The organism is Streptomyces sp. NPDC088794 (genome assembly GCF_044750545.1).
Taxonomy (GTDB): domain Bacteria; phylum Actinomycetota; class Actinomycetes; order Streptomycetales; family Streptomycetaceae; genus Streptomyces.
Window position 1 is genome coordinate 20,415 of record NZ_JBIVKB010000001.1, and the last position, 22,950, is coordinate 43,364.

A 22,950-nucleotide genomic window follows, 5' to 3' on the forward strand; every position below is an offset into this window, starting at 1 on the left:
CACGGTCTTACGGTGGGCCCATGAACGCATCGGCCACCGACCCGCCCGCCGGCATTTCCGACTCGGCGGCCCGGGCCGCGCGCGACCTGCGGGTGGTGTTCAGCCGGCTGCGCCGCCGGATCAGGGTGGTCGCGGAGAACGACGAGCTCACGCCGCCCCAGGTGTCCGCGCTCACCCTGGTCGCCAAACAGGGCGCCGCCACGGCCAGTGCGCTCGCCACGGCCGAGGGCGTGCGTCCGCAGTCGATGGCGACCACGCTCGCCGCGCTCGACCGGCAGGGGTTGATCCGGCGCACCCAGGACCCCGACGACGGCCGCCGTCAGCTCGTCACCCTGACCGACGCCGGGCGCCGGCGCGTCGACGGCGATCAGCAGGCGCGCGAGGAGTGGCTGGCCCGGGCCCTCCAGGACCGGTTCACCGAGGCCGAGCGGAGCAAGCTCCTGGAGGGGCTGGCTCTGCTGGAACGGCTGACGCAGGAGTAGCGGGCCTGGCAGGGCCTTGTCGCAGTCGTCCGGCAGGGCCCGGACCCGAACGCACTCACCCTCTCCCCCAGCACCACCGCACTCTCCCGAAAGGCACGTCCATGACCGTCACCGCCCTCGACCCGCGTACCGCCCTCGTCGTGATCGATCTCCAGGCCGGCATAGTCGGCGCGCCCACCCAGCCGTACTCCGGCGAAGAGGTCGTGGCCCGCGCGGTCGCGCTCGCCGACGCCTTCCGTGACCGGGGTCTGCCCGTGGTCCTGGTCCGGGTCTCCTTCGCCGCCGACGGCGCGGACGCCCCCTCCGGGCGCACCGAGGCCACCGGACGGACCGGGTCTCCGCCCGAGGGCTGGGACCGGATCGTCGGTGAACTCGCGGGCCACGCGGGCGACATCACCGTGACCAAGCGCAACTGGGGCGCCTTCCACGGCACCGACCTCGACGTCCAGCTGCGCCGGCGCGGTGTCACCCAGATCGTGCTGACGGGCATCGCCACCAGCATCGGCGTCGAGTCCACCGCCCGCGCCGCCTACGAGCACGGCTACCACGTCACGCTGGCCACCGACGCGATGAGCGACCTGAGCAGCGAGGCGCACGACAACAGCATCGAGCGGATCTTCCCGCGTCTGGGTGAGCGGGGCAGCACGGCGGAGATCCTGGAACTCCTCGCCAAGACACACGACTGACGCCGCGAAGTCACCGTCCCGACAGGAAGGTGCGAGGGGGACGAGGCCCTCTCCCGGGTTAGCATCTGGCCACCCGCACCAACCGTACGGCGAGCGACCCGAGGGGGCTCGGAAGCCCGATGCCGGTCAAGGTCAGCGTCATCGTCCCCGTCCACAACCCGGGGGCCCGCATCGGCGATTGCATCGCCTCAGTGCTCAAGCAGTCCCTGCCGCCCGACGCCTACGAAGTGATCTTCGTCGACGACGGCTCCACCGACGCCACCCCGGCCCGGCTCGACGCGCTCGCCGCCGCGGACCCCCGGGTCCGGGTCGTCCACCAGGACAACTCCGGCTGGTCCGGCAAGCCCCGTAACGTCGGCATCGCCGCCGCCCGCGGCACGTACGTGATGTTCGTCGACCACGACGACGTCCTCGGCGACGAGGCCCTGGAGCGCATGTACGGGTACGGGGTGGCCAATCGCGCCGACGTGGTCGTGGGCAAGATGGCCGCGCGGGGGCGGCCGGTGCCGGTGGAGCTGTTCCGCCGCAACCTGCCGCGCGCGAGCGTCGCGGACGCCCCGCTCATCGACAGCCTCACCCCGCACAAGATGTACCGCAGGGCGTTCCTCGACGACATCGGCCTACGGTTCCCGGAGGGCCGGCGCCGCGTGGACGACCACGTCTTCGTGACCGAGGCCTATCTGCGCGCGGCCAACGTCTCCGTGATCGGCGACTACGTCTGCTACTACCACAGCAGGCGCGACGACCACTCCAAGGCGGGCGTCCAGCCCTTCGACCCGGCCGGCTACTACAAGAACCTCCGCGAGGCGCTGGACGTCGTCGAGCGGTACACCGAACCGGGCCCGGTGCGCGACCGGCTCTACCGGCGCTGGCTGCGGGTGGAGATGGTGGACCGGCTGCGCGGCCGGCGCCTGCTCGCCCTGCCGGAGGACCACCGCAGGAAGCTCTTCGAGGAGATCCGCCAGGTCGTCGTGGAGCGCTTCGGGCCGGGTGTCGCCGCCGGGCTCCAGCCGACCCAGCAGGTCGTCGCCGCGCTGGTCGCCGCGAACCGGCTCGACGACGTGACGGCGTTCGCGGAGTGGGAGGCCGGTGTCGAACTGGCGGCGGCGCCCGATCGCGTCGAGTGGCGGGACGGTCTGCTGCGGTTCGACTTCGCCGCCGAACTCACGGCGGACGGTACGTCGTTGACGTATCCCGGCGGCAGTGTGCGCACGAGGCCGGACGAGCCGCCCCGTGATGTCGCCGACGCGATCGCGAGGGTGGGGGCCGGGGCGGTGAGCCGGTTCGGCCGGGCGAGCGCGGATCTGCTGCTGCGTGAACGGGCCACCGGCGCCCAGTACTTCCAGCCCATCGAGGTCACCCGGGAGATCGTGCCGGTCGAGGACAGCGGGCGGGTCCGGCTGGTGCTGCGCGGGGTGGTCACCGTCGACGCGGCCACCGCGGCGGGCGGCGCCCCGCTGCACGGCGGGCTGTGGGACACCTACGCCCGGATCAGGCTGGGCGGTTGGACCAAGGAGAGCCGGGTCGGTCCCGGCCCGCGCAAGGCCCGGGCGGCGACGTCGGCCGGGGTGGTGGCCGACCGTGTGGTGCTGCCGTACTGGACGGACCGGCACGGCACTCTCTCGCTCGACGTCGACCGGGCGGTCAAGCGGCTCGGCCTGCACGGACTGAGCCCGGAGGACACCGACGCCTCGGCCGGCCGACTGCGCGTGCCGCTGCCGCTGTACACCCCCGCCGGAACCCGCGTCCGGCTGAAGCTCACGTCCTCCGACGCCTCGGTGGAGACACCGGGCACGCTCGCCCCGGCCGCCGACGGGGCCGTCCTGGAAACCGCTTTGCCGGTCGACCGACTCGACGGCGCCACCTGGCGTGCCGCGCTGTGCCTGACCCCCGACGCCGACGAGCCGCGCTTCCTGCCGCTGCCGCTCGCCCTGCGCGCCGCGGCCGGTTCGGTCGAGGTCGTACGGCCGCCCCGACCCGGCGTCGTACGTCAACTCGCCCGCCGGGTACGGCGCTTGCTCGCCGTCACCATCGGCCGTAAGGCATCCGCGGACGCGAACCGGGGAACATGACCGCGCCCCGCGCAGGCCGACCGCTCTCCCGAAGGGGCGCGTCCTGCGCGGGGCGAAAGGGTCAGCGACCGCCGGTGATCTGACCCAGGGCGGAGCTCAGCGGCTTCCAGCCCCGGGAGCGGCCGAGGCCGAGGTTGCGGGCCCGTACCAGCGGGCGCCAGAAGTCCGCGCGGGTCAGCGTCTCGGGCTGGACCGCCTGCACGCGCTCAAGGATCGCCTCGGGCACCTTCTGCGGGTCGGGCACCTCGAACTCGGCGATGATCTCGTCGTACTTGTCGCTGAGCACGGTGTTGGTGTGGTCGGCACCGAAGACGACCAGCTGGCCGGTGGGCTGGGTGTCGACGAGGACGGTCACCAGGTCCGGGCGGTAACGGTTGAGGATCTCGACGACCTTGTAGACGTCACCGGTCCAGTACTTGGTGTGCCGGTCCCGGGCGGCCTCGTCGATACTGCGCGGCAGCATGTCGTCGAAGACGATGACGCTGGCCCAGTCGGAGTGCTTCTCGACGTTGATGAAGTCCCGCAGCGCGTACTCGAAGAGGTGCATGCCGTCGATGAAGGACAGGTCGAGGGTGGTGCGCCGCCAGTAGCCGAAGGGTTTACGGCCCCGGCGCAGGTTGCGCAGGGGGTGGCGGCCGCTGCGCAGGTGGGCCAGCGGGTTGTTGCGCTTGAAGAAGTCGTCGCTGGTGGCCTTCACCAGGTGGACGTCGTTCCGCACCTCCGTGACCACCTTGAACGCGGGGTCGATCGCGATGCTCGGGACGCGTGACAGCGCGAGGCTGCGTCCGTCGTTGACCCCGATCTCCAGGTAGTTGCGGTTGGCGGTGGCCTTGTGCAGTTCCCGGAGGAACTCATGGCGATTCACGAAGGGACTCCTAGCGGATGTGTGGCATTGCTCCGTGCATGGTGGCGGCGCGGCCGTCGGCGACAACGGTCATGAATGGATCTGCACCTTGCTGTGGTCGCCGAGGACGAACCGGTGGGCGCTGGGCACGCTGGGGGCCGGAGTGACCTCCACGTGCCGGCCGATCAGGGAGTTCTCGATGCGGCCCACGCCGCGGATCGAGGAGTCGCGCAGCACAATGGAGAACTCGAGCTCGCTGTCGGTGATGCCGCAGTTCTCGGCGACCGAGGTGAACGGGCCGACGTAGGAGTCCTCGACGACCGTGCCGGCGCCGATCAGGACGGGTCCGACGATCCGGGAGCGCACGATCCGCGCCCCCTCCTCGACGACCACCCGTCCGATGAGTTCGGACTCCTCGTCGACCTCCCCGTCGGTGCGGGGTTCGAGGGTCTCCAGGACGGTCCGGTTGACCTCCAGCATGTCGGTGACATTGCCGGTGTCCTTCCAGTAGCCCTGGATGACCGTGCTGCGTACGTCGGCGCCCGTGTCGATCAGGTGCTGGAGGGCGTGGGTGATCTCCAACTCCCCTCGCCAGGACGGGCGGATGGCGCGCACCGCGTCATGGACGACGGGGGTGAACAGATAGACGCCGACGAGGGCGAAGTCGCTCTTGGGGTGTTCGGGCTTCTCCTCCAGGCCGACGACCTGGCCCGTGGCGTCGAGTTCGGCGACGCCGAAGGCGCGGGCGTCCGCGACCTGGGTGAGCAGGATCTGGGCGGCGGGGCGGTCGCGCCGGAACTCGCCGACGAGGGCGCTGATGCCGCCGACGATGAAGTTGTCGCCCAGATACATCACGAAGTCGTCGTCGCCGAGCCAGTCCCGCGCGATCAGCACCGCGTGGGCCAGCCCGAGCGGCCGTTCCTGCGGGATGTAGGTGACCCGCAGCCCGAACTTGGAGCCGTCGCCGACGGCTTCCTCGATCTCGGCGGCGGTGTCCCCGACGATGACGCCGACCTCGGTGATGCCGGCCGCGGCGATCGATTCCAGTCCGTAGAAGAGCACGGCCTTGTTGGCCACGGGCACGAGCTGCTTCGCCGAAGTGTGCGTGATCGGCCGCAGGCGTGTACCGGCTCCGCCGGACAGCACAAGAGCCTTCATCTGCTTCACCTTAGCCTCGATCGTCCGGGTGTGACGGGGGACGGTGACGCTCGATGGTCACGAATCAGGCATGGCGGCCCGGTGGACTCCAGGTGACGCTCAGTCCTCGCCGCGCACGATGTTCCACTCCGGCCCCACGGGCACCACGTATGGTCCGACCCGCTCCTCGACGGCGGGCAGACAGGTGCGGACCGCGCCGAGCGGGCGGCGGGCCTTGGACCAGCCGGTGCGGGGCCGGCGGACGACGGGTTTGTCACTGAGGGGCGAGGTCACCGCGGTTCATCTCTTCTCTGCATCCGTTGACTGCTCCGGGACGGGTCCCCGGCGGTGCCGGGGACAAACGCCCCTTCGGTCAGGCGGTGCCGAGCGCGGTACGCAGGGTGGCGACGGCCTGCGCGATGGCCGCTCCGGCGACGTGGGTCCCGCGCAGGGCGTTGAGCATCACGAAGTCGTGAATGATCCCCTGGTAGCGGACCGCGACGACCGGCACGCCCGCCTCGCGCAGCTTGGCCGCGTAGGCCTCGCCCTCGTCGCGCAGGACGTCGGCCTCGCCGGTGATGACCAGGGCCGGCGGCAGACCGGTGAGCTGCTCGGTGGTGGCGCGCAGCGGCGATGCCGTGATCTGTGCGCGCTCGCTCTCGTCGGTCGTGTACTGGTCCCAGAACCACTGCATGCCGTCGCGTCGCAGGAAGTAGCCGGTGGCGAACTGGTGGTAGGAGGCGGTGTCGAAGCTCGCGTCGGTGACCGGGTAGAACAGCACCTGCTGGACCAGCGGGACGTCACCGCGCTCCTTGGCCATCAAGGTCAGCGCGGCGGTCATGTTCCCGCCGACCGAGTCGCCGGCGACGGCCAGCCGGGAGGCGTCGAGGCCCTTGCCCGCGCCCTGCTCGACGATCCAGCGGGCCACGGCGTAGTTCTGCTCGATCGCCACCGGGTAGCGGGCCTCGGGCGAGAGGTCGTACTCGGGGAAGACGACCGCCGCACCGGCGCCGACGGCGAGTTCGCGCACCAGCCGGTCGTGGGTGTGGGCGTTGCCGAAGACCCAGCCGGCGCCGTGGATGTAAAGGATCACCGGAAGGGTGGCGGTGGTACCCGCTGGCTTGACGATCCGGGCGCGGACCTGGCCGGTGGGGCCGCCCTCGACGGTGATCCACTCCTCGTCCACGGCGGGCTTCTCGATGTCGCCGGACTGGACCTCGTCGACCGCCTTGCGGCCCTCGGCGGGCGCCAGGTCGAACAGGTACGGCGGGTTCGCCGTGGCCTCGACGAAGGCCTGGGCGGCGGGTTCGAGGACGGGGCGGGGTGCGGTGCTGTCGGTCATGACTGCCTCCTCGGTACGGGTGCCGCGACGGCTCCGGCGGAGGTGCGGGAGCCGGTGGTGCCGCACGCCGTGGACAGTAGCCCTCGAGTTAGTCGCGCGCAACTCATTAGGGCACGATAGAATCGGACAGACCTGACCGTTAGGGTGGTGACTAGGGTGGTGACCGTCGTGAACAGGACAGCAACCGGGAGCCGTGCCGTGAGCCAAGCCTCAGTGGAGCCGAGCGTGGAGCTGGGCGTGGAGCCGAGCCAGGGATCGCTGCTCCTGGACGACCAGCTCTGCTTCGCCCTGTACGCCGCCTCCCGCGCCGTCACCGCGCGCTACCGCCCGCTCCTGGACGAGCTCGGCCTGACCTACCCGCAGTACCTGGTCATGCTCGTGCTCTGGGAGCGGGACTCGATCTCCGTACGGGACCTCGGGGCCTCGCTCCAGCTGGAGTCCAGCACCCTGTCGCCGCTGCTGAAGCGGCTGGAGGCGAGCGGTCTTGTGCGCCGGGAGCGCCGCGCGGAGGACGAGCGCTCGGTCGCCATCCGGCTCACCGAGGCGGGCGCCGCCCTGCGGGACCGCGCTGCGACGGTCCCGCTCGCCATCGGCGACGCCATGGGTCTCACGCCCGAACAGGACGTCCTGGCCAAGCAGTTGCTGCGGTTGATCACGGCCAACGTCACGAACGGCTGACCGAGAGTTCGGCCCACACCTGCTTGCCTCCGCTGACGGGCACGGTCCCCCAGGTTCCCGACATGGCCTCGACGAGGAGGATGCCGCGCCCGCCGGTGGCCTCCCAGCCGATGCTCGTCGGCTTGACCGGGGTGCGGGGCGAGGAGTCGGCGACGGCCACGCGCAGCCGGTCGCCGAGCAGGGTGAGGTCGAGGCGGACCCGGCCGTCGGTGTGCACGAGGGCGTTGGTGACCAGCTCCGAGACGACGAGCAGGGCCGCGTCCATGTCGTCCCGCGGCACGCCCCAGCCGCGCAGCGCGCGCCGGGTGAAGCGGCGGGCGTGGCCGACGGCCTCGGGCACCCGCCACACCGTCCAGGTCTCGCGCAGCGGGCGCAGGGTCATGCCGTCGTAGCGCAGCAGGAGCAGGGCCACGTCGTCGCTGCGGCGGGCGCCCACGAGCAGGGCGTCGGCGACGAGGTCGAGGTGGGCGGGGTCGGCGGCGGAGAGCTCGTGCGCGAGCCGGTCGAGGCCCTCGTCGATGTCGGCGTCGGAGGACTCGACGAGGCCGTCCGTGGTCAGCGCGATGACGGTGCCGGGCTGGAGGCGCAGCGGGCTCATCGGGAAGTCGGCCTGCGCGACCACGCCGAGCGGCGGGCCGCCCTCGACGTCGGGGATCTCGATACCGCCGTCCGGGTGACGCAGCACCGGCGGGAGGTGTCCGGCGCGGACGTACCAGGCGAAGCCCTCCTCCATGTCGACGTCGACATAGCAGCAGGTGGCGAAGAGGTCCGTCTCCAGGTCCATCAGGAGGCGGTTGGCGTGGGAGACCACGACGTCCGGCGGGTGCCCCTCGACGGCGTACGCGCGCAGGGCGGTGCGCATCTGGCTCATCAGGGTGGCGGCGCCCGCGTTGTGCCCCTGGACGTCGCCGATGACGAGGGCGACGTGGTTGTCGGGCAGCGGGATCACGTCGTACCAGTCGCCGCCGACCTCCAGGCCCGCCGTGGTGGGCAGGTAGCGGGCGACGGCGGCCGCGCCGGGCAGGGTCGGCAGGCGGCGCGGGAGCAGCTGGCGCTGGAGCATGCCGACGAGTTCGTGCTCCGCGTCGAAGGCGTGCGCCCGCAGCAGGGCCTGGCCCGCGAGGCCCGCCGAGGCGGTGAGCAGGGCACGTTCGTCGGTGCCGAAGTCGTGCGGGGCGTCCCAGCCGATAAGGCAGGCGCCGGCCATGCGGCCCCCGGCGGGCAGCGGCAGGACGGCCAGGCCGCCGGGGCCGACCTCGGCGAGCGCGGGCTCCAGGTCACTGCCGGCCGGCCAGATCCGGGCGCGGCCCTCGCGCAGGGCGGCGGCGAGGGTGGGCATGCTCCGAACGGGCGCGTCCGGCCACTCCGAGCGCCACTCCAGACGCCACAGCTCGGGCCAGGACTCCGGCTCGGGCGGGTCGAGGACGATGACGACGAGCCGCTCGTTCTCCAGCTCGGCGAGCGCGATCCGGTCGGCGTGCAGCGGCTTGCGCAGCGCGGAGACCACGGCCTGGCTGACGTCCCGCACCGTGCCCGCGGTGGCGAGGGCGGCGGCAAGGCGCTGCACGCGGGCCACGTCGGTGACGTCGGAGCGCAGTTTCGAGGCGTCGGCGACGGTCCCCACCAGCCGGGCCGGCCGCCCCTCGCCGCCCGGCACCAGGCGCCCGCTCAGTCTGAGCCACTTCGGCGGCCCCGAGGGCTGGAGCACCCGGAACTCCAGCTCACGGTCACCGATGGACATGTGGTCGGCCTCGACCACCGACATCAGCGAGGGCAGGTCCTCGGGGACCGCGAGACCGAGCAGGGTCTCGACCTTGCCGTCGAAGTCGTCGCGGGTGAGGCCGAACAGGTCGAGGATCTCGTCGCCGACCTCGACGCGTCCGGTGTCCATGGCGAGGCCGAACGCGTTGGCCGGCAGCTCCCCGCCCTCCGCGGCCCGGTCCGCGGCCGGGCAGGACACGGCGTCGGCGATCAGCTCAAGAGACTTGCGGTCGTCGGTGTCGAACCCCTCGGGGCGTTCACTCACCGCCACCAGACAGCCGCGGCCGGCGTCCCCGCGCGCGGGCAGCACGGCCAGGAAGAAGTCCCGCGCGGACGTGCGGCGTGACTCCGCGCTCCCCGACAGCTCCTTCGGCCCCAGCCACACCGCGTTCCCGGTGCGGTGGGCGTCGGCCACCGGGGAGCCGCCCGTGAGGAGGTAGCCGTCGCGCAGTCCGAACAGGGTCCGCGGTACGCCGGCCGACTCGACCAGGCACAGCACGTCGCCGTCCTGCGCGGGGGTGTAGAAGGCGGCGAGCGAGGCGCCCGCGAAGACGAGCGCCTGTTCCAGGACGCGGCGCACCCGATCGAGCGATGTCGGTTCGGACGTGAGCGCTTTCAGGGCGCTTTCGGCACGCAACGTTCTCGTTCCGCGTCCCGCAGCGCCCTCACTGACCACGTCCGTCATTACAGCGCGTATGCGGCCCCTGCGCAGCCCCTGTGGACGTTCCATGGAGGCCGAAGGGCCGGTCCGCCCGATACGTACCGAACCTGCGGCGGTTCTCCGCGCCGCTCCGCTCGCCGTGCGCGTCCGGCCCGGGGGAGGCAGATTTGTCCCTGGGACCCGTCGCGCGGCCGTGCGAGGAGGTGGTCGGCGTGTCCGACGGGCATACGTCCGCACAGTCGCCGGCGACCGCGAGGGCGCGGGTGGGCCGGCCGCTGCTGTCCCTGGCGCTGGCCTCGATGATGGACGAGGTGCACGCGCACTCCGGCGCGGTGTATCTGCTGGCCGCCGACGAGCCCGTACTGGAGATGTCGGTGATGGCGGGGCTGCCCCGGGCGTTCGCGGCGCCGTGGGAGCGGGTCGGGCTGAGCGCGCCGATCCCGGTCGCGCAGGCGGTGCGGGAGCGGCGGCTGGTCTGGGTGGGCGGCGAGGAGGACATGGCGCGCAGCTATCCGCGCATCGCGGTGGTGCTGCCGTACCCCTTCGCGCTGGCCGCGCTGCCGGTGGCGACGCGGTCGACGGCGTACGGCGCGGTGTTCGTGACCTGGCCCGGTTCCCATCCGCCGGAGCTGTCCGACCGGGAGCGGGGCCATCTGACCGCCGCCTGCGACCGGCTCGCGGTGCGGCTGGAACGGGCCGTCGAGGAGAACCGTCCGGTGTTCCCGGAGCACGATCTGCTGGCCACTCCCCCGCCGGCGGGCGCGGCGGGGACACTCGGCACGCTGGAGGCGGCCCGGATGGTGGCCCGGCTGCCCTACGGGCTGTGCTCGCTGGATCTGCACGGCCGGATCAGCTTCGCCAACGCGGCCGCCGCCGAACTCATCGGCGTCCCGGTCAGCACACTGCTGGGCACCCAGCTGTGGGCGTCGGTGCCCTGGCTCAACGACCCGGTGTACGAGGACCGTTACCGGGCCGCGCTGCTCAGCCAGCACACCACCTCGTTCATGGCGCTGCGTCCGCCGGGCGACTGGCTGTCGTTCCGGCTGCATCCCAGCACGACCGGGCTGAGCGTACGGATCACCAGGGCGCGGCCGGTGGCGGAGATGAGCCGGGCCGGGCCGCAGCCGGGTGACGCCGCGCCCCGGCTGGTCACCATCTCCCAGGTGCTCAGCCTGGCGGGCGCGCTCACCGAGGCGGTGGGGGTGCAGGACGTGGTGCAGCTGGTCGCGGACGAGATCGCGCCGGCCGTGGGCAGCCAGGCCCTGGTCGTGCTGGGTTCGCGGGCGGGGCGGCTGCATGTGCTGGGGCACCGCGGCTATCCGGACGCGCACGTCGTGGAACGGTTCGACGGGCTGCCGCTGGCCGAGCGGACGCCGGGCACGCACGTGCTCACCACGGGTGTACCGGCGTTCTTCGACTCACGCGGGGAACTGGAGCGCCTCTATCCGGGGCGGCTGGACTCCCCCGACGGTTTCGCCGCCTGGGCGTACCTGCCCCTGATCGCCTCCGGTCGGCCGGTGGGCACCTGCGTGCTCGCCTACACCGAGCGGCACCCGTTCCCCGCGGACGAGCGGGCCGTGCTGACGAGTCTGGGCGGCCTCGTCGCCCAGGCCCTGGAGCGCGCCCAGCTCTACGACGCCAAGCACCAGCTCGCGCACGGGCTGCAGGAGGCACTGCTGCCGAGCACCCTGCCGACGCTGCCCGGCATCGAGGCCGCCGCGCGCTATCTGCCCGCCACCCAGGGCATGGAGATCGGCGGCGACTTCTACGACCTGGTGCCCTCGCACGGGGTGGCGGCGGCCGTGATCGGGGACGTGCAGGGGCACAACGTGACCGCGGCGGGCCTCATGGGCCAGATCCGTACCGCCGTACGGGCGTACACCACGGTCGGGCAGGCGCCCGAGGACGTCATGCGCAGCACCAACCGGCTGCTGATCGACCTGGGCGCGGACCTCTTCGCCAGCTGTCTCTATCTGCGGCTGGATCCGGCGCGGGGGCGTGCGGTGATGGCACGCGCGGGCCATCCGCCGCCGCTGCTGCGCCGACCGGACGGACGGGTACGGGTCCTCGACCTGGCCGGCGGTCCGCTGCTCGGCATCGACGAGGCGGCCACCTACCCGACGACGGAGGTCGACCTGGCCCCCGGTTCCGTGCTCGTCCTCTACACCGACGGTCTGATCGAGTCCCCGGGCGTCGACATCGAGGACGCGCTGGCCGACCTGGGCGAACTGCTCACGTCCTCGGGCGACCTGCCGCTGGAGCAGCTGGCCGACCACCTCGTACGGCACAGCACGGCGGCCCGGGAGCGGGTGGACGACGTGGCGCTGCTGTTGCTGAGGGCGCCTCCGACGGGCCCATGAAGGACGGACACATGAATGCGGTCCGGCCCTCCCGCCGGAGGGCCGGACCGTCCACCGCCGACCGGGACGATGAGCCGACCGACAGTGGGTCTGCGTGGGGGGAACCCGAGCCGAGGGCCAACGGGGTGGGGCCCGATGGATGGCCCTCGGTCAGGGGTGCCTGATTGAGCTGTTGCTGCGGCTAGTGGGAGCCGGTGAGCTGCGAGCCGTCGTCCGCGCCGTTGCCGGTCTGGTCCTCCTGGCCCGTCCCGTTCAGGTCGTCGCCGGCGCCCTGCTGCTCCTCGCCCGCCGTCGCGGAGGGGTCGACCGCCTCGCCGCCGATCTCCTCGCCACCGACGCCCTCGTCACCCGCGCTCGCACTCGGGTCGACGGCGCCTTCGTCACCGGCACCGGCGTCACCCGCACCCGCGTCACCCGCACCGGCGTCACCGGCACCCGCGTCGCCGAGCGTCGCGCCCGTCGCCGCGAGGGCGGTGGTCACCGGCTGGAAGAAGGTCTCGCCGCCGACGGTGCAGTCGCCGCTGCCACCGGAGGTGAGGCCGACCGCGCCGCCGTCCTGCGTGAACAGGGAGCCGCCGCTGTCGCCCGCCTCCGCGCAGACGTCGGTCTGGATGAGCCCGGTGACGGTGTCGACGCCGCTCGGGTCCGTCTCGCTCTGGAAGTTGACCGTGGCGTCCAGTCCGGTGATCGTGCCGTCCTTCAGACCGGTGGTGCTGCCCATCCGGAAGACCTGCGTGCCGACCGTGGCCTCCTCGGCCTGGACGATCTGGACGATCTGGCCGCCGCCGACGTTGACCTCGCTCGGCGCCACGGTGGCCGGGTCGTCGTACTTCACCAGGGAGAAGTCGCCCTCGCCCGGGAAGGTGGCCTGGTCGACGGTGGCGATGGGCTCACCGGTCTCGGAGTCGGACCACTGCTTCGCCGCCACACCGCAGTGACCGGCCGTCAGGAAGGCCGGCGCGCCGTCGCTCGCGGTGACGTTGAAGCCGAGGGAGCAGCGGACGGTGCCGCCTTCGACCTGGGAGAAGATCGCGTCGCCGCCCGAGACGAAGGGCTTGAAGGTGCCGGCCGACTTCTTCAGCGTCGCCATGTCCGCGCCGAGGCCCTGGACCGTGGACTCCAGCTGGTTCCACTTCGCGCCGGTGACCGTGCTGTCGGCGGTGACCACGATCTTGTTGGTGCGCGCGTCGAGCGCCCAGGCGGTGCCCGGGATGGTCGCGTCGGTCTTCAGGGTCTGCGCGCCGGTCTTCAGCTCGGCGAGGCTGTTGTCGACCTCGCGGACCTTCGCGCCCGCCTTTTCGGCCTGGACTATCACGTTGTTGTTTTCGCCGGATATGACGTTGACGACCAACTGCTGGCTGCCGGAGTCGTAGTACGAACCGGCGAAGGCCTGACCGAGCAGATCCTGGAGCTGTGAGGCGAGATCCGAGGCGTCGGTCGCCTTCAGGGTCTTGGGGGCCGCGTCGGACGAATTGTCCTGCGACGCATTGGCGTTCGGCAGCAGTATTGCGGCCGCGCCGAGCGCCACGACGCTGCCTGCCGCGATCGCGACCTTGCGCTTCGGAATTCGCTTGTGACTCAAACTACTCGACCTCCTGGGGGACCGGAGTGTGGGTGCCGCCGTTCGGCAGCTGTTCTGTTCGGGGCGCCTGGTTGGCTGTTGGTACGCACGTGCCGTCCGGTGCGTTCAATTCCGTTTGCCAACTCGCTTTGCCCTACGCCGAATCAGCCATGACCCGCGCCTGACCCGCCGGCGCGACGGGCAAGCGCTTCCCGCCGCCACCACGCCCTGTCCATGCCGCATCCACACCATGTCCACGCTGCGGTGACCGATGCGGATGTCCTGATCGAAGCGGTGCGCGCCGACGGCTCACCGGCGACTCACGACGCCTTGCCGACACGATCAGCGACCGATCGACAACAGTCCGTTCCGATCACGGAGCGGAATCCCGGCTTCAGTGAATCTGCACATCGACTACCCAACCAAGTCACCGTGGGCGGAGGTTCTCCACACAGGAAAGGCCGCCGCCACGTCATTGGGGCGGGAGTGTCGCATTCGCCTCGAGGGCCGCAAGTCCTCGCGTGAACCAATGCCGTGAGGCATGTGAAGAACTCGCCCGGGAGGCGTGCGCACACCTGCACGGAATGGTGCCCGTGAGGCTCAAGTGCCCTGGTGGGACGTTTGGTTGATTGGAAGCCCGTACCCGCCGCGTGCTTTGATCCATCGCACCGCAGGGTCCGCCAACGGCTCCCGGAAACGGGCGCACGGCGTCCGCGGTCGCGGCGTCCATCTGTCCCCAGAGGGGCCGCTCCCCCTTGCTGAATATCCATACGAAGGGAAGTTCCATCATGAACTCCACCCCCCAGGTTCAGACCGTCGAGATCTCCGACGCCGAGCTCGACAACGTCTCCGGCGGCCTTTCCGTGAACGCCGTCAGCAACGTCACCGGCCTGGTGGACGGCATCGTCCCCGTTTCCGGCCTGGTCGACACCGTGGTCGGCACCGTCGAGGCCACGACCGGTCTGAACACCGCCCCGGTCACCAACCTGGTCGCCGGTCTCTGATCGCACCTTCTGTGCCGTCGAGCCCCGGAGCCGTCACCCGGCTCCGGGGCTCTCGGACGCCCTGAAGCAGACGCCCTGAATCAGCAGACGCCCTGAATCAAGGGAAGCCCCCGTGCAGTTCCGCCAGCAGGCCCTCACCAAGCTCCAGTCACCGGAGGATCTCGACCTCCCGGTGCGTTTCGCCCGCCCCCAGGGCTGGCTCGTGCTGTCCGTGACGGTGGTCGCGATGGCCGCCGCCTCCGTGTGGGCGGTGACCGGCTCGGTGGCCTCCACGGTCGGCGCGCCCGCCGTCCTCACGCACGGGGAGGGCAGTTACATCCTCCAGAGCCCGGTCGCGGGCCAGGTCACGGCGGTACTCGCGAAGGAGGGCGTCCGGCTGCCGGCCGACTCCCCCGTCCTCAAGGTCCGCACCAGCGAGGGCAGTACGGTCGTCCGTACGGTCGCCGCGGGCCGGATCACGGCGCTCGCCGCGACCATCGGCCAGATCATCCAGACCGGTGCCAATGTCGCCGCCGTCGAGAAGGTCGCCCACGCGGGCGACCCGCTCTACGCGACGGTGTACGTGCCCGCCGAGAACGCGGCCTCCATCCCCGCCGACGCCGCCGTCGACCTGACCGTCTCCTCGGTGCCGACCCAGGAGTACGGAGTCCTGCGCGGCCATGTGAAGTCGGTGGACCGCTCCGCGCAGTCGGCCCAGCAGATCGGCGCGTTCCTCGGGGACAGCCAGCTGGGCGAGCAGTTCACCAAGAAGGGCAGGCCGGTGGCCGTGCTGGTCCGGCTGGACAAGTCGTCCGGCACGAAGAGCGGTTACAAGTGGTCGTCCGCCGACGGACCGCCCTTCGCCCTCAGCTCCATGACCATGGCCTCGGGCTCGATCCGGCTGGCCGACCAGCGTCCCGTCGATTGGCTGCTGCCGTGAGCACCGCACAGGAGACGCGGAACAGACGCCGCGCCACCGCGCCCAAACGCCCGGTGCCCAAAGGCAGGGCGAAGACCGTCCGCACACCGACCGTGCTCCAGATGGAGGCGGTCGAGTGCGGGGCCGCCTCCCTCGCGATGGTCCTCGGCCACTACGGCAGGCACGTCCCGCTGGAGGAACTCCGCATCGCCTGCGGAGTCTCCCGGGACGGTTCCCGCGCGAGCAACCTGCTGAAGGCGGCCCGCAGTTACGGCCTGACGGCCAAGGGCATGCAAATGGACACGGCCGCCCTCGCCGAGGTGCAGACCCCGGCCGTCCTCTTCTGGGAGTTCAACCACTACGTCGTCTACGACGGCATGGGCCGCCGCTTCGGCCGCCGCGGTGTCTTCATCAACGACCCCGGCAAGGGCCGCCGGTTCGTCCCCATGGAGGACTTCGACGGCAGCTTCACCGGGGTCGTGCTGGTCATGGAGCCCGGCGACGACTTCACCAAGGGCGGCCGCAAGCAGGGTGTCCTGGGCGCGATGCCGGCCCGGCTGCGCGGCACGGCGGGCACGATGCCGGCCGCGGTCCTCGCCAGCCTGCTGCTCGTGCTGGTCGGCGCGGCGGTGCCCGCGCTGAGCCGGACGTACATCGACATGTTCCTGATCGGGGGTCAGACCTCGCTGCTCGGCGTGCTGTTCGCGTCGATGGGCGCGAGCGTCCTGCTCACGATCGTGCTGACCTGGCTCCAGCAGGCGAACCTGCTGCGCGGCCGCATCATCTCCTCCACCCTCTCCAGCGCCCGCTTCCTGCGGCATCTGCTGCGCCTGCCGGTGACCTTCTTCGCCCAGCGCAGCCCGGCCGACCTGGTCCAACGCCTCCAGTCCAACGACCAGGTGGCCGAGACCCTGGCCCGCGACCTCGCTGCGGCGGGCGTGGACGCGGTGGTCGTCGTCCTCTACGCCGTGCTCCTCTACACGTACGACCCGCAGTTGACGTATCTCGGGATCGGCGTCGCGTTGCTGAACATCGTCGCGATGCGGGTGGTCATCCGGCTGCGGGCGACGCGGACGGCGAAGTTGCGGGCCGACAGCGCGCGGCTGACCAACACCGCCTACTCCGGGCTCCAGTTGATCGAGACGATGAAGGCGACCGGCGGTGAGGACGGGTACTTCCGCAAGTGGGCCGGGCAGCACGCCACCACGCTGGAGGAGCAGCAGCGGCTCGGGGTGCCGAGTGCCTGGCTCGGGGTGGTCGCGCCGACGCTGGCCTCGCTGAACAGCGCGTTGATCCTGTGGATCGGCGGCATGCGGGCCGTGGAGGGCGGTATCTCGGTCGGTCTGCTGGTCGCCTTCCAGTCCCTGGTCACCCGCTTCACGGCACCGATCACGCGCCTGAACGGCGTCGCGGGCCGCATCCAGGACTTCGCCGCCGACGTAGCCCGGTTGAAGGACGTCGAGAACTTCCAGGCCGACCCGCTCTACGACCGTCCCGGCGCCGGCGACTCCACGCGCCGCCTCCAGGGTCACGTCGAGCTCCAGAACATCACCTTCGGCTACAACCCGCTCGACAAGCCCCTGCTCACCGGCTTCGACCTGACCGTCGGCCCCGGACAGCAGGTCGCCCTCGTCGGCGGCTCGGGCAGCGGCAAGTCCACGGTCTCCCGGCTGATCTCGGGTCTCTACACGCCGTGGGAGGGCGTGATCCGCATCGACGACCAGCGCCTGGACGACATCCCGCGCGGCGCGCTCGCGGCGTCGGTCTCCTTCGTCGACCAGGAGGTCTTCCTGTTCGAGGGCTCGGTGCGCGACAACGTGGCGCTGTGGGACCCGTCGATCCCGGACGACGCGGTGGTGGAGGCGCTGCGGGACGCGGCGCTGCTTGACGTGGTGACGCGCCGGCCCGGCGGCATCCACAGCAGGGTCGAGCAGGACGGGCGCAACTTCTCCGGCGGGCAGCGCCAACGCCTGGAGATCGCCCGGGCGTTGGTGCGCCGGCCGAGCATCCTGGTCCTCGACGAGGTGACGAGCGCGCTGGACGCGGAGACCGAGCTGGCCGTGATGGACAACCTGCGCCGGCGTGGCTGTGCCTGTGTGGTGATCGCGCACCGGCTCAGCACCGTGCGCGACAGCGACGAGATCGTCGTGCTCCAGCACGGCACGATCGTGGAACGCGGGCGCCACGAGGACCTGGTGGCGCACGGCGGCGCCTACGCGGCGCTGGTCAGGGAGCGTTGAGATGACGACGGCACACGAAGGCGACCTCGTAGTCGGCGCACTCGGCTCCATGGGCACGCTGGTCGACTGCTCGGGTCTGACCCGGCTCGACCTGGAGGGCCCGCAGGTGCTGTGGCTGATCACGGCGGGCAGCCTGGACCTGTTCGCGGTGGACGCCGTCCAGCAGGGCCACTGGCACCACCTCGGCCGCCTGGGAGCGGGCTCGCTCCTCCTGGGACCAGTGGCCGGACCCCAACACACCCTGGTCGCCCGCCCGTTGCGCGACTGCGTGGTCCACCGCATCGGCCTGCGCGAGCTCTACCAGACGGCCGACACCCAGACCTGGTCCTACGACGAGTACGGCAACGCCCAGTACGTCCCGCCGACGACGAGCCCGCTGGAGTACGCCCTGGCCCTCGGCGTCGGACGCAGTCTGTCCGTCCTCTTCCAGGCACCGACGGCCGGCGAACGCGCCGCCGAGTTGACCGACGACGACGTCTTCTGGATGCAGGTGCCGCCGGGCAGCGTGCAGTACGGCTCGTTGTACGGCGCCGAGGCCGCTGCCGACCTGCTGATGGACCCGGGGCTCTGGCAGAGCATGGTCGACCAGCAGTACCGGCTGCTGACCACCCTGGACCGCTGGATCGAGCAGCTGGAGCGCACCCACGAGACCCGAACCGCCGCCGGTATCAAGGCCGGTGAGGCCGTGCGCGCCCAGGCCGACCGCACGCTGCTCGCTTCCATCGGCAAGTCCTCCAAGCGCACCACGGCCGCGGACGCCGACGCCTCGTACGCGGCCTGCAAGTTGGTCGCCCAGGCCGCCGGGATCACCCTGTCCGAGCCCGCGCGCAGCGGTACGGAGAGCGACCGGCTCGACCCGGTGGAGCAGGTGGCGATCGCCTCCCGGGTGCGGACCAGGGCCGTACGCCTGGACGGCCGTTGGTGGCGGGACAACATCGGGCCGCTGGTGGGACACCGGGCCCTGTCCGGGGCGCCGGTCGCGCTGCTGTGGCGGCGCGGCGGATATGTGGCCGTGCATCCGGCGACGGGCCGTGAGACGCCGATCGAGAAGGCGAACGCGGAGGAGTTCGAGCCGCGCGCGGTGATGTTCTATCGTCCGCTGCCCGATCACGGCCTGAGCCCCCTGAAGCTGCTGCGGTTCAGCATGAAGGGCACCGGCAACGACCTCACCAGCCTGCTCCTCGGCGGTCTGGTGACCGTGGCGATCGGCGCGCTGGTGCCGATCGCGACCGGCAAGGTGCTGGGCGAGTTCGTGCCGAAGGCGCAGACGCATCTGATCGTGCAGGTCTGTCTGGCCGTGATGATGACCAGCGTGGTGGCGGCGGCCTTCATGCTGCTGGAGAACCTCACCATCCTCCGACTGGAGGGCCGCATCGAGGCCACGCTCCAACCGGCCGTCTGGGACCGTCTGTTGCGGCTGCCGACGAAGTTCTTCACGGAGCGCTCGACCGGCGAACTGGCGAGCGCGGCGATGGGCATCAGCGCGATCCGCCGCATGATGGCCGGCATCGGGCCCACCGTCGCCCAGTCGCTCACGATCGGCGCGATGAACCTGGGGCTGCTGTTCTGGTACAGCCCGTCGATGGCGCTGGCGGCGATCGGCATGCTCGTCGTCATCGCGGGGGCCTTCCTGGGCCTGGGCCTGTGGCAGGTGCGCTGGCAGCGCCGCCTTGTGGTCCTCAGCAACAAGCTGAACAACCAGGCCTTCCAGACCCTGCGCGGCCTGCCGAAGCTGCGGGTGGCCGCCGCCGAGAACTACGCGTACGCGGCCTGGGCCTCGGAGTTCGCGCGCAGCCGTGAGCTCCAGCAGCGGGTGGGCCGGATCAAGAACCTCACGACGGTGATGGGGGCGGTCTATCTCCCCCTGTGCACCCTGCTGATGTTCATGCTGCTCGCCGGTCCGGCGCGCGGGTCGATGTCGGCGGCGGCCTTCCTCACCTTCAACACCTCGGTGACGATGCTACTGACCTCGGTCACCCAACTCACCGGCGCCTTCGTCTCGGTGGTGTCCGCACTGCCCCTCTTCGAGGAGATCAGGCCGGTCCTCGACGCGACCCCTGAGGTACGCACGGCGAGCACCCGGCCGGGCCCGCTGACGGGCGCGATCGAGACGCGCGGCCTCTCCTTCAGGTACGCGGACGACGCGCCGTTGGTGCTGGACGACGTGTCGTTCGCGATCCGCCCGGGCGAGTTCGTGGCGATCGTGGGCCCCAGCGGCTGCGGCAAGTCGACGCTGCTGCGGCTGCTGATCGGCTTCGACAAGCCGGTCTCGGGCAATGTGCTCTACGACGGTCAGGACCTGGCGGCACTCGACCAGTCGGCGGTGCGCCGGCAGTGCGGTGTGGTGCTCCAGCACGCGCAGCCGTTCACGGGCTCGATCCTGGACGTCATCTGCGGCACCGAGCCGTACACGCCGGAGGAGGCCATGGCGGCGGCCGAGATGGCGGGGCTCGCCGAGGACATCAAGCGGATGCCGATGGGGCTGCACACGATCGTCTCGGGCAGCGGCTCGGTCTCCGGCGGTCAGCGTCAACGCCTCATGATCGCCCAGGCGTTGATCCGCCGGCCCCGGATCCTCTTCTTCGACGAGGCGACCAGCGCCCTCGACAACGAGACCCAACGGACGGTCATCGAGTCCACCAAGGCCCTCAACGCCACCCGCGTCGTCATCGCCCACCGCCTGTCGACCGTGCTCGACGCCGACCGCGTCATCGTGATGGAGGACGGCAAGGTCGCCCAGCAGGGCCCACCCGCCCAACTGCTCGCGGACACGGGCGGCCGGCTGCACGAACTGGTGCGCCGACAGCTGGCGTAAGGGCTCGGCCCAGAGCTCTGAAGGCTCAGTCCAGGCCGGGGACAGGTGCTCCGGAGGGCACGCCGGCCTCGACGTATGCCGCGTAGAACTCCTTCCAGGAAGCGGTCGTCCCGGCGTGCGGCCCCTCGGACCGCTCGCCCCGCGCCGTCGCGTCGAGGGCGGCCAGACAGACCTCCCAGCCCGCGGCGTTGCGGGCGGCGGTGTCGGCGGCCTCCAGGACGTCGGTGAGGGTGAAGCGGGTGCGCTTGTCGTCCAACTCCTCCAGATCGAAGTGGAGTTCGTCGCCGCCCCACGCGAAGGACAGGTGCCGGGGCGCGTCGACGGCGAGCACCCGGCCGGTGGACTCCGGCATGTTCGGATCGCCGCTGAAGGTGATGGTGCCGCCAGGACGCAGCTCGATCTCGGCCCGGGACGGGAACCACCGGGCGAGTTCGCCCGCGTCGGTCACGAGTTGCCACATGTGCGCGACGGGGTGATCGTGAATGCGGCTGAAGCGGACGGCCGGACGGCCGTCGTCCCGGGTCAGATAGGTGCCGGTGAGCTCTGTGGCCATAGCGGATTCCTTCCTCGACTGCCCTCTCGGGCAACCCCTGAAGCGAAACGTTGCCGTTTCGCAGAAAGTGGTCTAGCCTCGACGTGTACGAAACCGTTTCGTTTACCAGCTTTTTGCCCACACCTCCGAACGACTTTCCCTGGAGTGGTTCTCCATGTCCGAGAAGACCCTTACCGAGGGCTCCCGCGAGGGAGTCGAGACGTCGGCGGGGACCGCCGCGTCGACCAACAAGCGGTGGTGGATCCTCGCGGTCGTCGCCCTCGCACAGCTCATGGTGGTCCTCGACACCACGATCGTGAACATCGCCCTGCCGTCGGCCCAGGCCGACCTCGGCTTCAACGACGGCAACCGGCAGTGGATCGTCACCGCCTACGCCCTCGCGTTCGCGTCCCTGCTGCTGCTCGGCGGCCGGATCGCCGACCTCTTCGGCCGCAAGACCGCCTTCCTGATCGGCATCGTCGGCTTCGCCGTCGCCTCCGCCCTGGGCGGCGCCGCCAACGGCTTCGGCATGCTGGTCGTCGCCCGCGCCCTTCAGGGCGCCTTCGGCGCACTGCTCGCACCGGCCGCGCTGTCGATCCTCAACACGACCTTCACCGACGCACGGGAGCGGGCCAGGGCGTTCAGCGTCTACGGCGCCATCGCCGGTGCCGGTGGCGCGGTGGGCCTGCTGCTCGGCGGTCTGCTGACCGACGCGCTCGACTGGCGCTGGACCCTGTACGTGAACGTGGGCATCGCCTTCATCGCCTTCGCGGCCGGCTGGATGCTGCTGACCAACCACCGTGACGCCGGGAACTCCAAGCTCGACGTGCCGGGCACGATCCTGGTCGCCGGCGGTCTGTTCTCGCTGGTCTACGGCTTCTCCAACGCCGAGACTCACGACTGGGGCTCGCCCCTCACCTGGGGCTTTCTGATCGCGGGCGTAGTACTCCTGGCCGCCTTCGCCTGGTGGCAGAACCGGGCGGAGCACCCGCTGCTGCCGCTGCGCATCCTGCTCGACCGTGACCGCGGGGCCTCGTTCCTGGCCCTGCTGATCTCCGGCGGCGGCATGTTCGGTGTCTTCCTGTTCCTCACCTACTACCTCCAGCTCAACCTCGGCTTCAGCCCGACGAAGACCGGTGTGGCGTTCCTGCCCATGGTCGCGGCGCTGATGGTGGCGGCCCAGCTCGGCACCACGGTCCTGGTACCGCGGATCGGCCCGAAGGTCATCGTTCCGCTGGGCTTCGCGGTCGCCGCGCTCGGCATGGCCTGGCTGACCGGGATCGACAACGGGTCGAGCTACGTCAGCGCGGTGCTGCCGCAGCTGATCATCACCGGTATCGGCCTCGGCCTGGTCATGCCGCCGGCCATGCAGCTGGCCACCGGCGGGGTGGCGGCCGAGGACGCGGGTGTCGCGTCCGCCTCCGTCAACGCCATGCAGCAGGTGGGCGGTTCGGTCGGTACGGCGCTGCTGAACACGCTCGCCGCGAGCGCCGCGACCTCGTACCTGGTCGGCAAGGACGCGACCAGCAAGCTGGTCCAGGCCGAGGCGACGATCGAGAGCTACACCACCGCGTTCTGGTGGTCGGCGGGCATGTTCGCGGCGGGTGCCGTGATCACCTTCCTGCTCTTCCGCCGCGGAGTGCCGCAGCAGGACGAGAACGCCGCACCGGTCGTCCACATGTGATCACCCGCACCTGAGCCGCACCAGACCGAGGGGCCACCCGTCCGCAGGGAGACGAGTGGTCCCTCTTCCCTGTCTGTCGTCAAGCGATTCCGCCGCAATTCACCGGGTCGAGTGAACCCGGTCTTGCGGACCGCCGCACAGGGATGGTCGGCGCCCCGTCGGGGTAACTACCGAGATCGAATGCGCCTGCCAG

The 22,950-nt window shown here is 71.3% G+C and carries 17 protein-coding genes; 10 read left to right on the forward strand and 7 right to left on the reverse strand.

From position 1 onward, the window contains the following. The first annotated feature begins 20 nt into the window (after positions 1-20). The 3 genes from ACIP6U_RS00090 (at position 21) to ACIP6U_RS00100 (ending at position 3,240) form a co-directional block, all read left to right on the forward strand. Entirely contained in the window at positions 21-482 is a 462-nt protein-coding gene (locus tag ACIP6U_RS00090; RefSeq protein ID WP_401710535.1) for a MarR family winged helix-turn-helix transcriptional regulator, read from the forward strand. Between the two features lie 101 nt (positions 483-583). Continuing rightward, on the forward strand, positions 584-1,168 hold the full coding sequence (locus ACIP6U_RS00095; protein ID WP_401710538.1) for a hydrolase: 585 nt from the start codon (positions 584-586) through the stop codon (positions 1,166-1,168). A 119-nt stretch (positions 1,169-1,287) separates the two neighbouring features. Then, positions 1,288-3,240 carry a glycosyltransferase family 2 protein gene (locus tag ACIP6U_RS00100; protein ID WP_401710540.1) on the forward strand — a complete coding sequence of 651 codons (1,953 nt, stop codon included), beginning with the start codon at positions 1,288-1,290 and terminating at the stop codon, positions 3,238-3,240. A gap of 61 nt (positions 3,241-3,301) precedes the next feature. Here the strand turns inward: ACIP6U_RS00100 and ACIP6U_RS00105 are convergent, their stop codons facing one another. The 4 genes from ACIP6U_RS00105 to ACIP6U_RS00120 form a co-directional block, all read right to left on the reverse strand. After that, positions 3,302-4,105 carry a class I SAM-dependent methyltransferase gene (locus tag ACIP6U_RS00105; protein ID WP_401710543.1) on the reverse strand — a complete coding sequence of 268 codons (804 nt, stop codon included), beginning with the start codon at positions 4,103-4,105 and terminating at the stop codon, positions 3,302-3,304. A gap of 69 nt (positions 4,106-4,174) precedes the next feature. Further along, on the reverse strand, positions 4,175-5,242 hold the full coding sequence (locus tag ACIP6U_RS00110) for a glucose-1-phosphate thymidylyltransferase (protein WP_401710546.1): 1,068 nt from the start codon (positions 5,240-5,242) through the stop codon (positions 4,175-4,177). Positions 5,243-5,341: 99 nt separating this feature from the next. Next, on the reverse strand, positions 5,342-5,515 hold the full coding sequence (locus ACIP6U_RS00115; RefSeq protein ID WP_401710549.1) for a hypothetical protein: 174 nt from the start codon (positions 5,513-5,515) through the stop codon (positions 5,342-5,344). A 79-nt stretch (positions 5,516-5,594) separates the two neighbouring features. Continuing rightward, positions 5,595-6,563, reverse strand: a complete 969-nt coding sequence (locus ACIP6U_RS00120; RefSeq protein WP_401710551.1) for an alpha/beta hydrolase — start codon at positions 6,561-6,563, stop codon at positions 5,595-5,597. A 198-nt stretch (positions 6,564-6,761) separates the two neighbouring features. On the opposite strand from ACIP6U_RS00120, the gene ACIP6U_RS00125 reads away from it, so the two are divergent. Beyond that, positions 6,762-7,241 (forward strand): MarR family winged helix-turn-helix transcriptional regulator, encoded by a 480-nt coding sequence (locus ACIP6U_RS00125; protein ID WP_401710554.1) that lies wholly within the window; start codon positions 6,762-6,764, stop codon positions 7,239-7,241. Here the strand turns inward: ACIP6U_RS00125 and ACIP6U_RS00130 are convergent. Beyond that, the gene (locus ACIP6U_RS00130) at positions 7,228-9,678 is read right to left on the reverse strand and encodes a SpoIIE family protein phosphatase (RefSeq protein ID WP_401712840.1); all 2,451 of its coding nucleotides are present in this window, start codon (positions 9,676-9,678) and stop codon (positions 7,228-7,230) included. The two genes, ACIP6U_RS00125 and ACIP6U_RS00130, sit on opposite strands and share 14 nt — an antisense overlap. Positions 9,679-9,866: 188 nt before the next feature. Here ACIP6U_RS00130 and ACIP6U_RS00135 point away from each other — a divergent pair, with 188 nt between their 5' ends. Continuing rightward, on the forward strand, positions 9,867-12,023 hold the full coding sequence (locus ACIP6U_RS00135; protein ID WP_401712843.1) for a SpoIIE family protein phosphatase: 2,157 nt from the start codon (positions 9,867-9,869) through the stop codon (positions 12,021-12,023). A 181-nt stretch (positions 12,024-12,204) separates the two neighbouring features. On the opposite strand, the gene ACIP6U_RS00140 is transcribed toward ACIP6U_RS00135, so the two are convergent. Beyond that, the gene (locus ACIP6U_RS00140; protein WP_401710557.1) at positions 12,205-13,605 is read right to left on the reverse strand and encodes a S1 family peptidase; all 1,401 of its coding nucleotides are present in this window, start codon (positions 13,603-13,605) and stop codon (positions 12,205-12,207) included. A gap of 767 nt (positions 13,606-14,372) precedes the next feature. Here ACIP6U_RS00140 and ACIP6U_RS00145 point away from each other — a divergent pair. The 4 genes from ACIP6U_RS00145 (at position 14,373) to ACIP6U_RS00160 (ending at position 20,541) form a co-directional block, all read left to right on the forward strand. After that, the gene (locus ACIP6U_RS00145; RefSeq protein WP_123996206.1) at positions 14,373-14,588 is read left to right on the forward strand and encodes a type A2 lantipeptide; all 216 of its coding nucleotides are present in this window, start codon (positions 14,373-14,375) and stop codon (positions 14,586-14,588) included. 112 nt (positions 14,589-14,700) lie between these two features. Further along, entirely contained in the window at positions 14,701-15,507 is an 807-nt protein-coding gene (locus ACIP6U_RS00150; protein WP_401710558.1) for an HlyD family efflux transporter periplasmic adaptor subunit, read from the forward strand. Further along, positions 15,504-17,726: an NHLP family bacteriocin export ABC transporter peptidase/permease/ATPase subunit gene (locus ACIP6U_RS00155; protein ID WP_401710560.1), complete on the forward strand. Its 2,223-nt coding sequence runs from the start codon at positions 15,504-15,506 to the stop codon at positions 17,724-17,726. The genes ACIP6U_RS00150 and ACIP6U_RS00155 overlap by 4 nt, the downstream gene beginning before the upstream one ends. Before the next feature lies 1 nt (position 17,727). Next, entirely contained in the window at positions 17,728-20,541 is a 2,814-nt protein-coding gene (locus ACIP6U_RS00160; RefSeq protein ID WP_401710561.1) for an NHLP bacteriocin export ABC transporter permease/ATPase subunit, read from the forward strand. A gap of 25 nt (positions 20,542-20,566) precedes the next feature. Here the strand turns inward: ACIP6U_RS00160 and ACIP6U_RS00165 are convergent, their stop codons facing one another. Next, the gene (locus ACIP6U_RS00165) at positions 20,567-21,094 is read right to left on the reverse strand and encodes an SRPBCC family protein (RefSeq protein ID WP_401710564.1); all 528 of its coding nucleotides are present in this window, start codon (positions 21,092-21,094) and stop codon (positions 20,567-20,569) included. A gap of 154 nt (positions 21,095-21,248) precedes the next feature. Between ACIP6U_RS00165 and ACIP6U_RS00170 the strand changes: the two genes are divergently transcribed. Next, positions 21,249-22,757: an MFS transporter gene (locus ACIP6U_RS00170; RefSeq protein WP_401710567.1), complete on the forward strand. Its 1,509-nt coding sequence runs from the start codon at positions 21,249-21,251 to the stop codon at positions 22,755-22,757. Positions 22,758-22,950 lie beyond the last annotated feature (193 nt).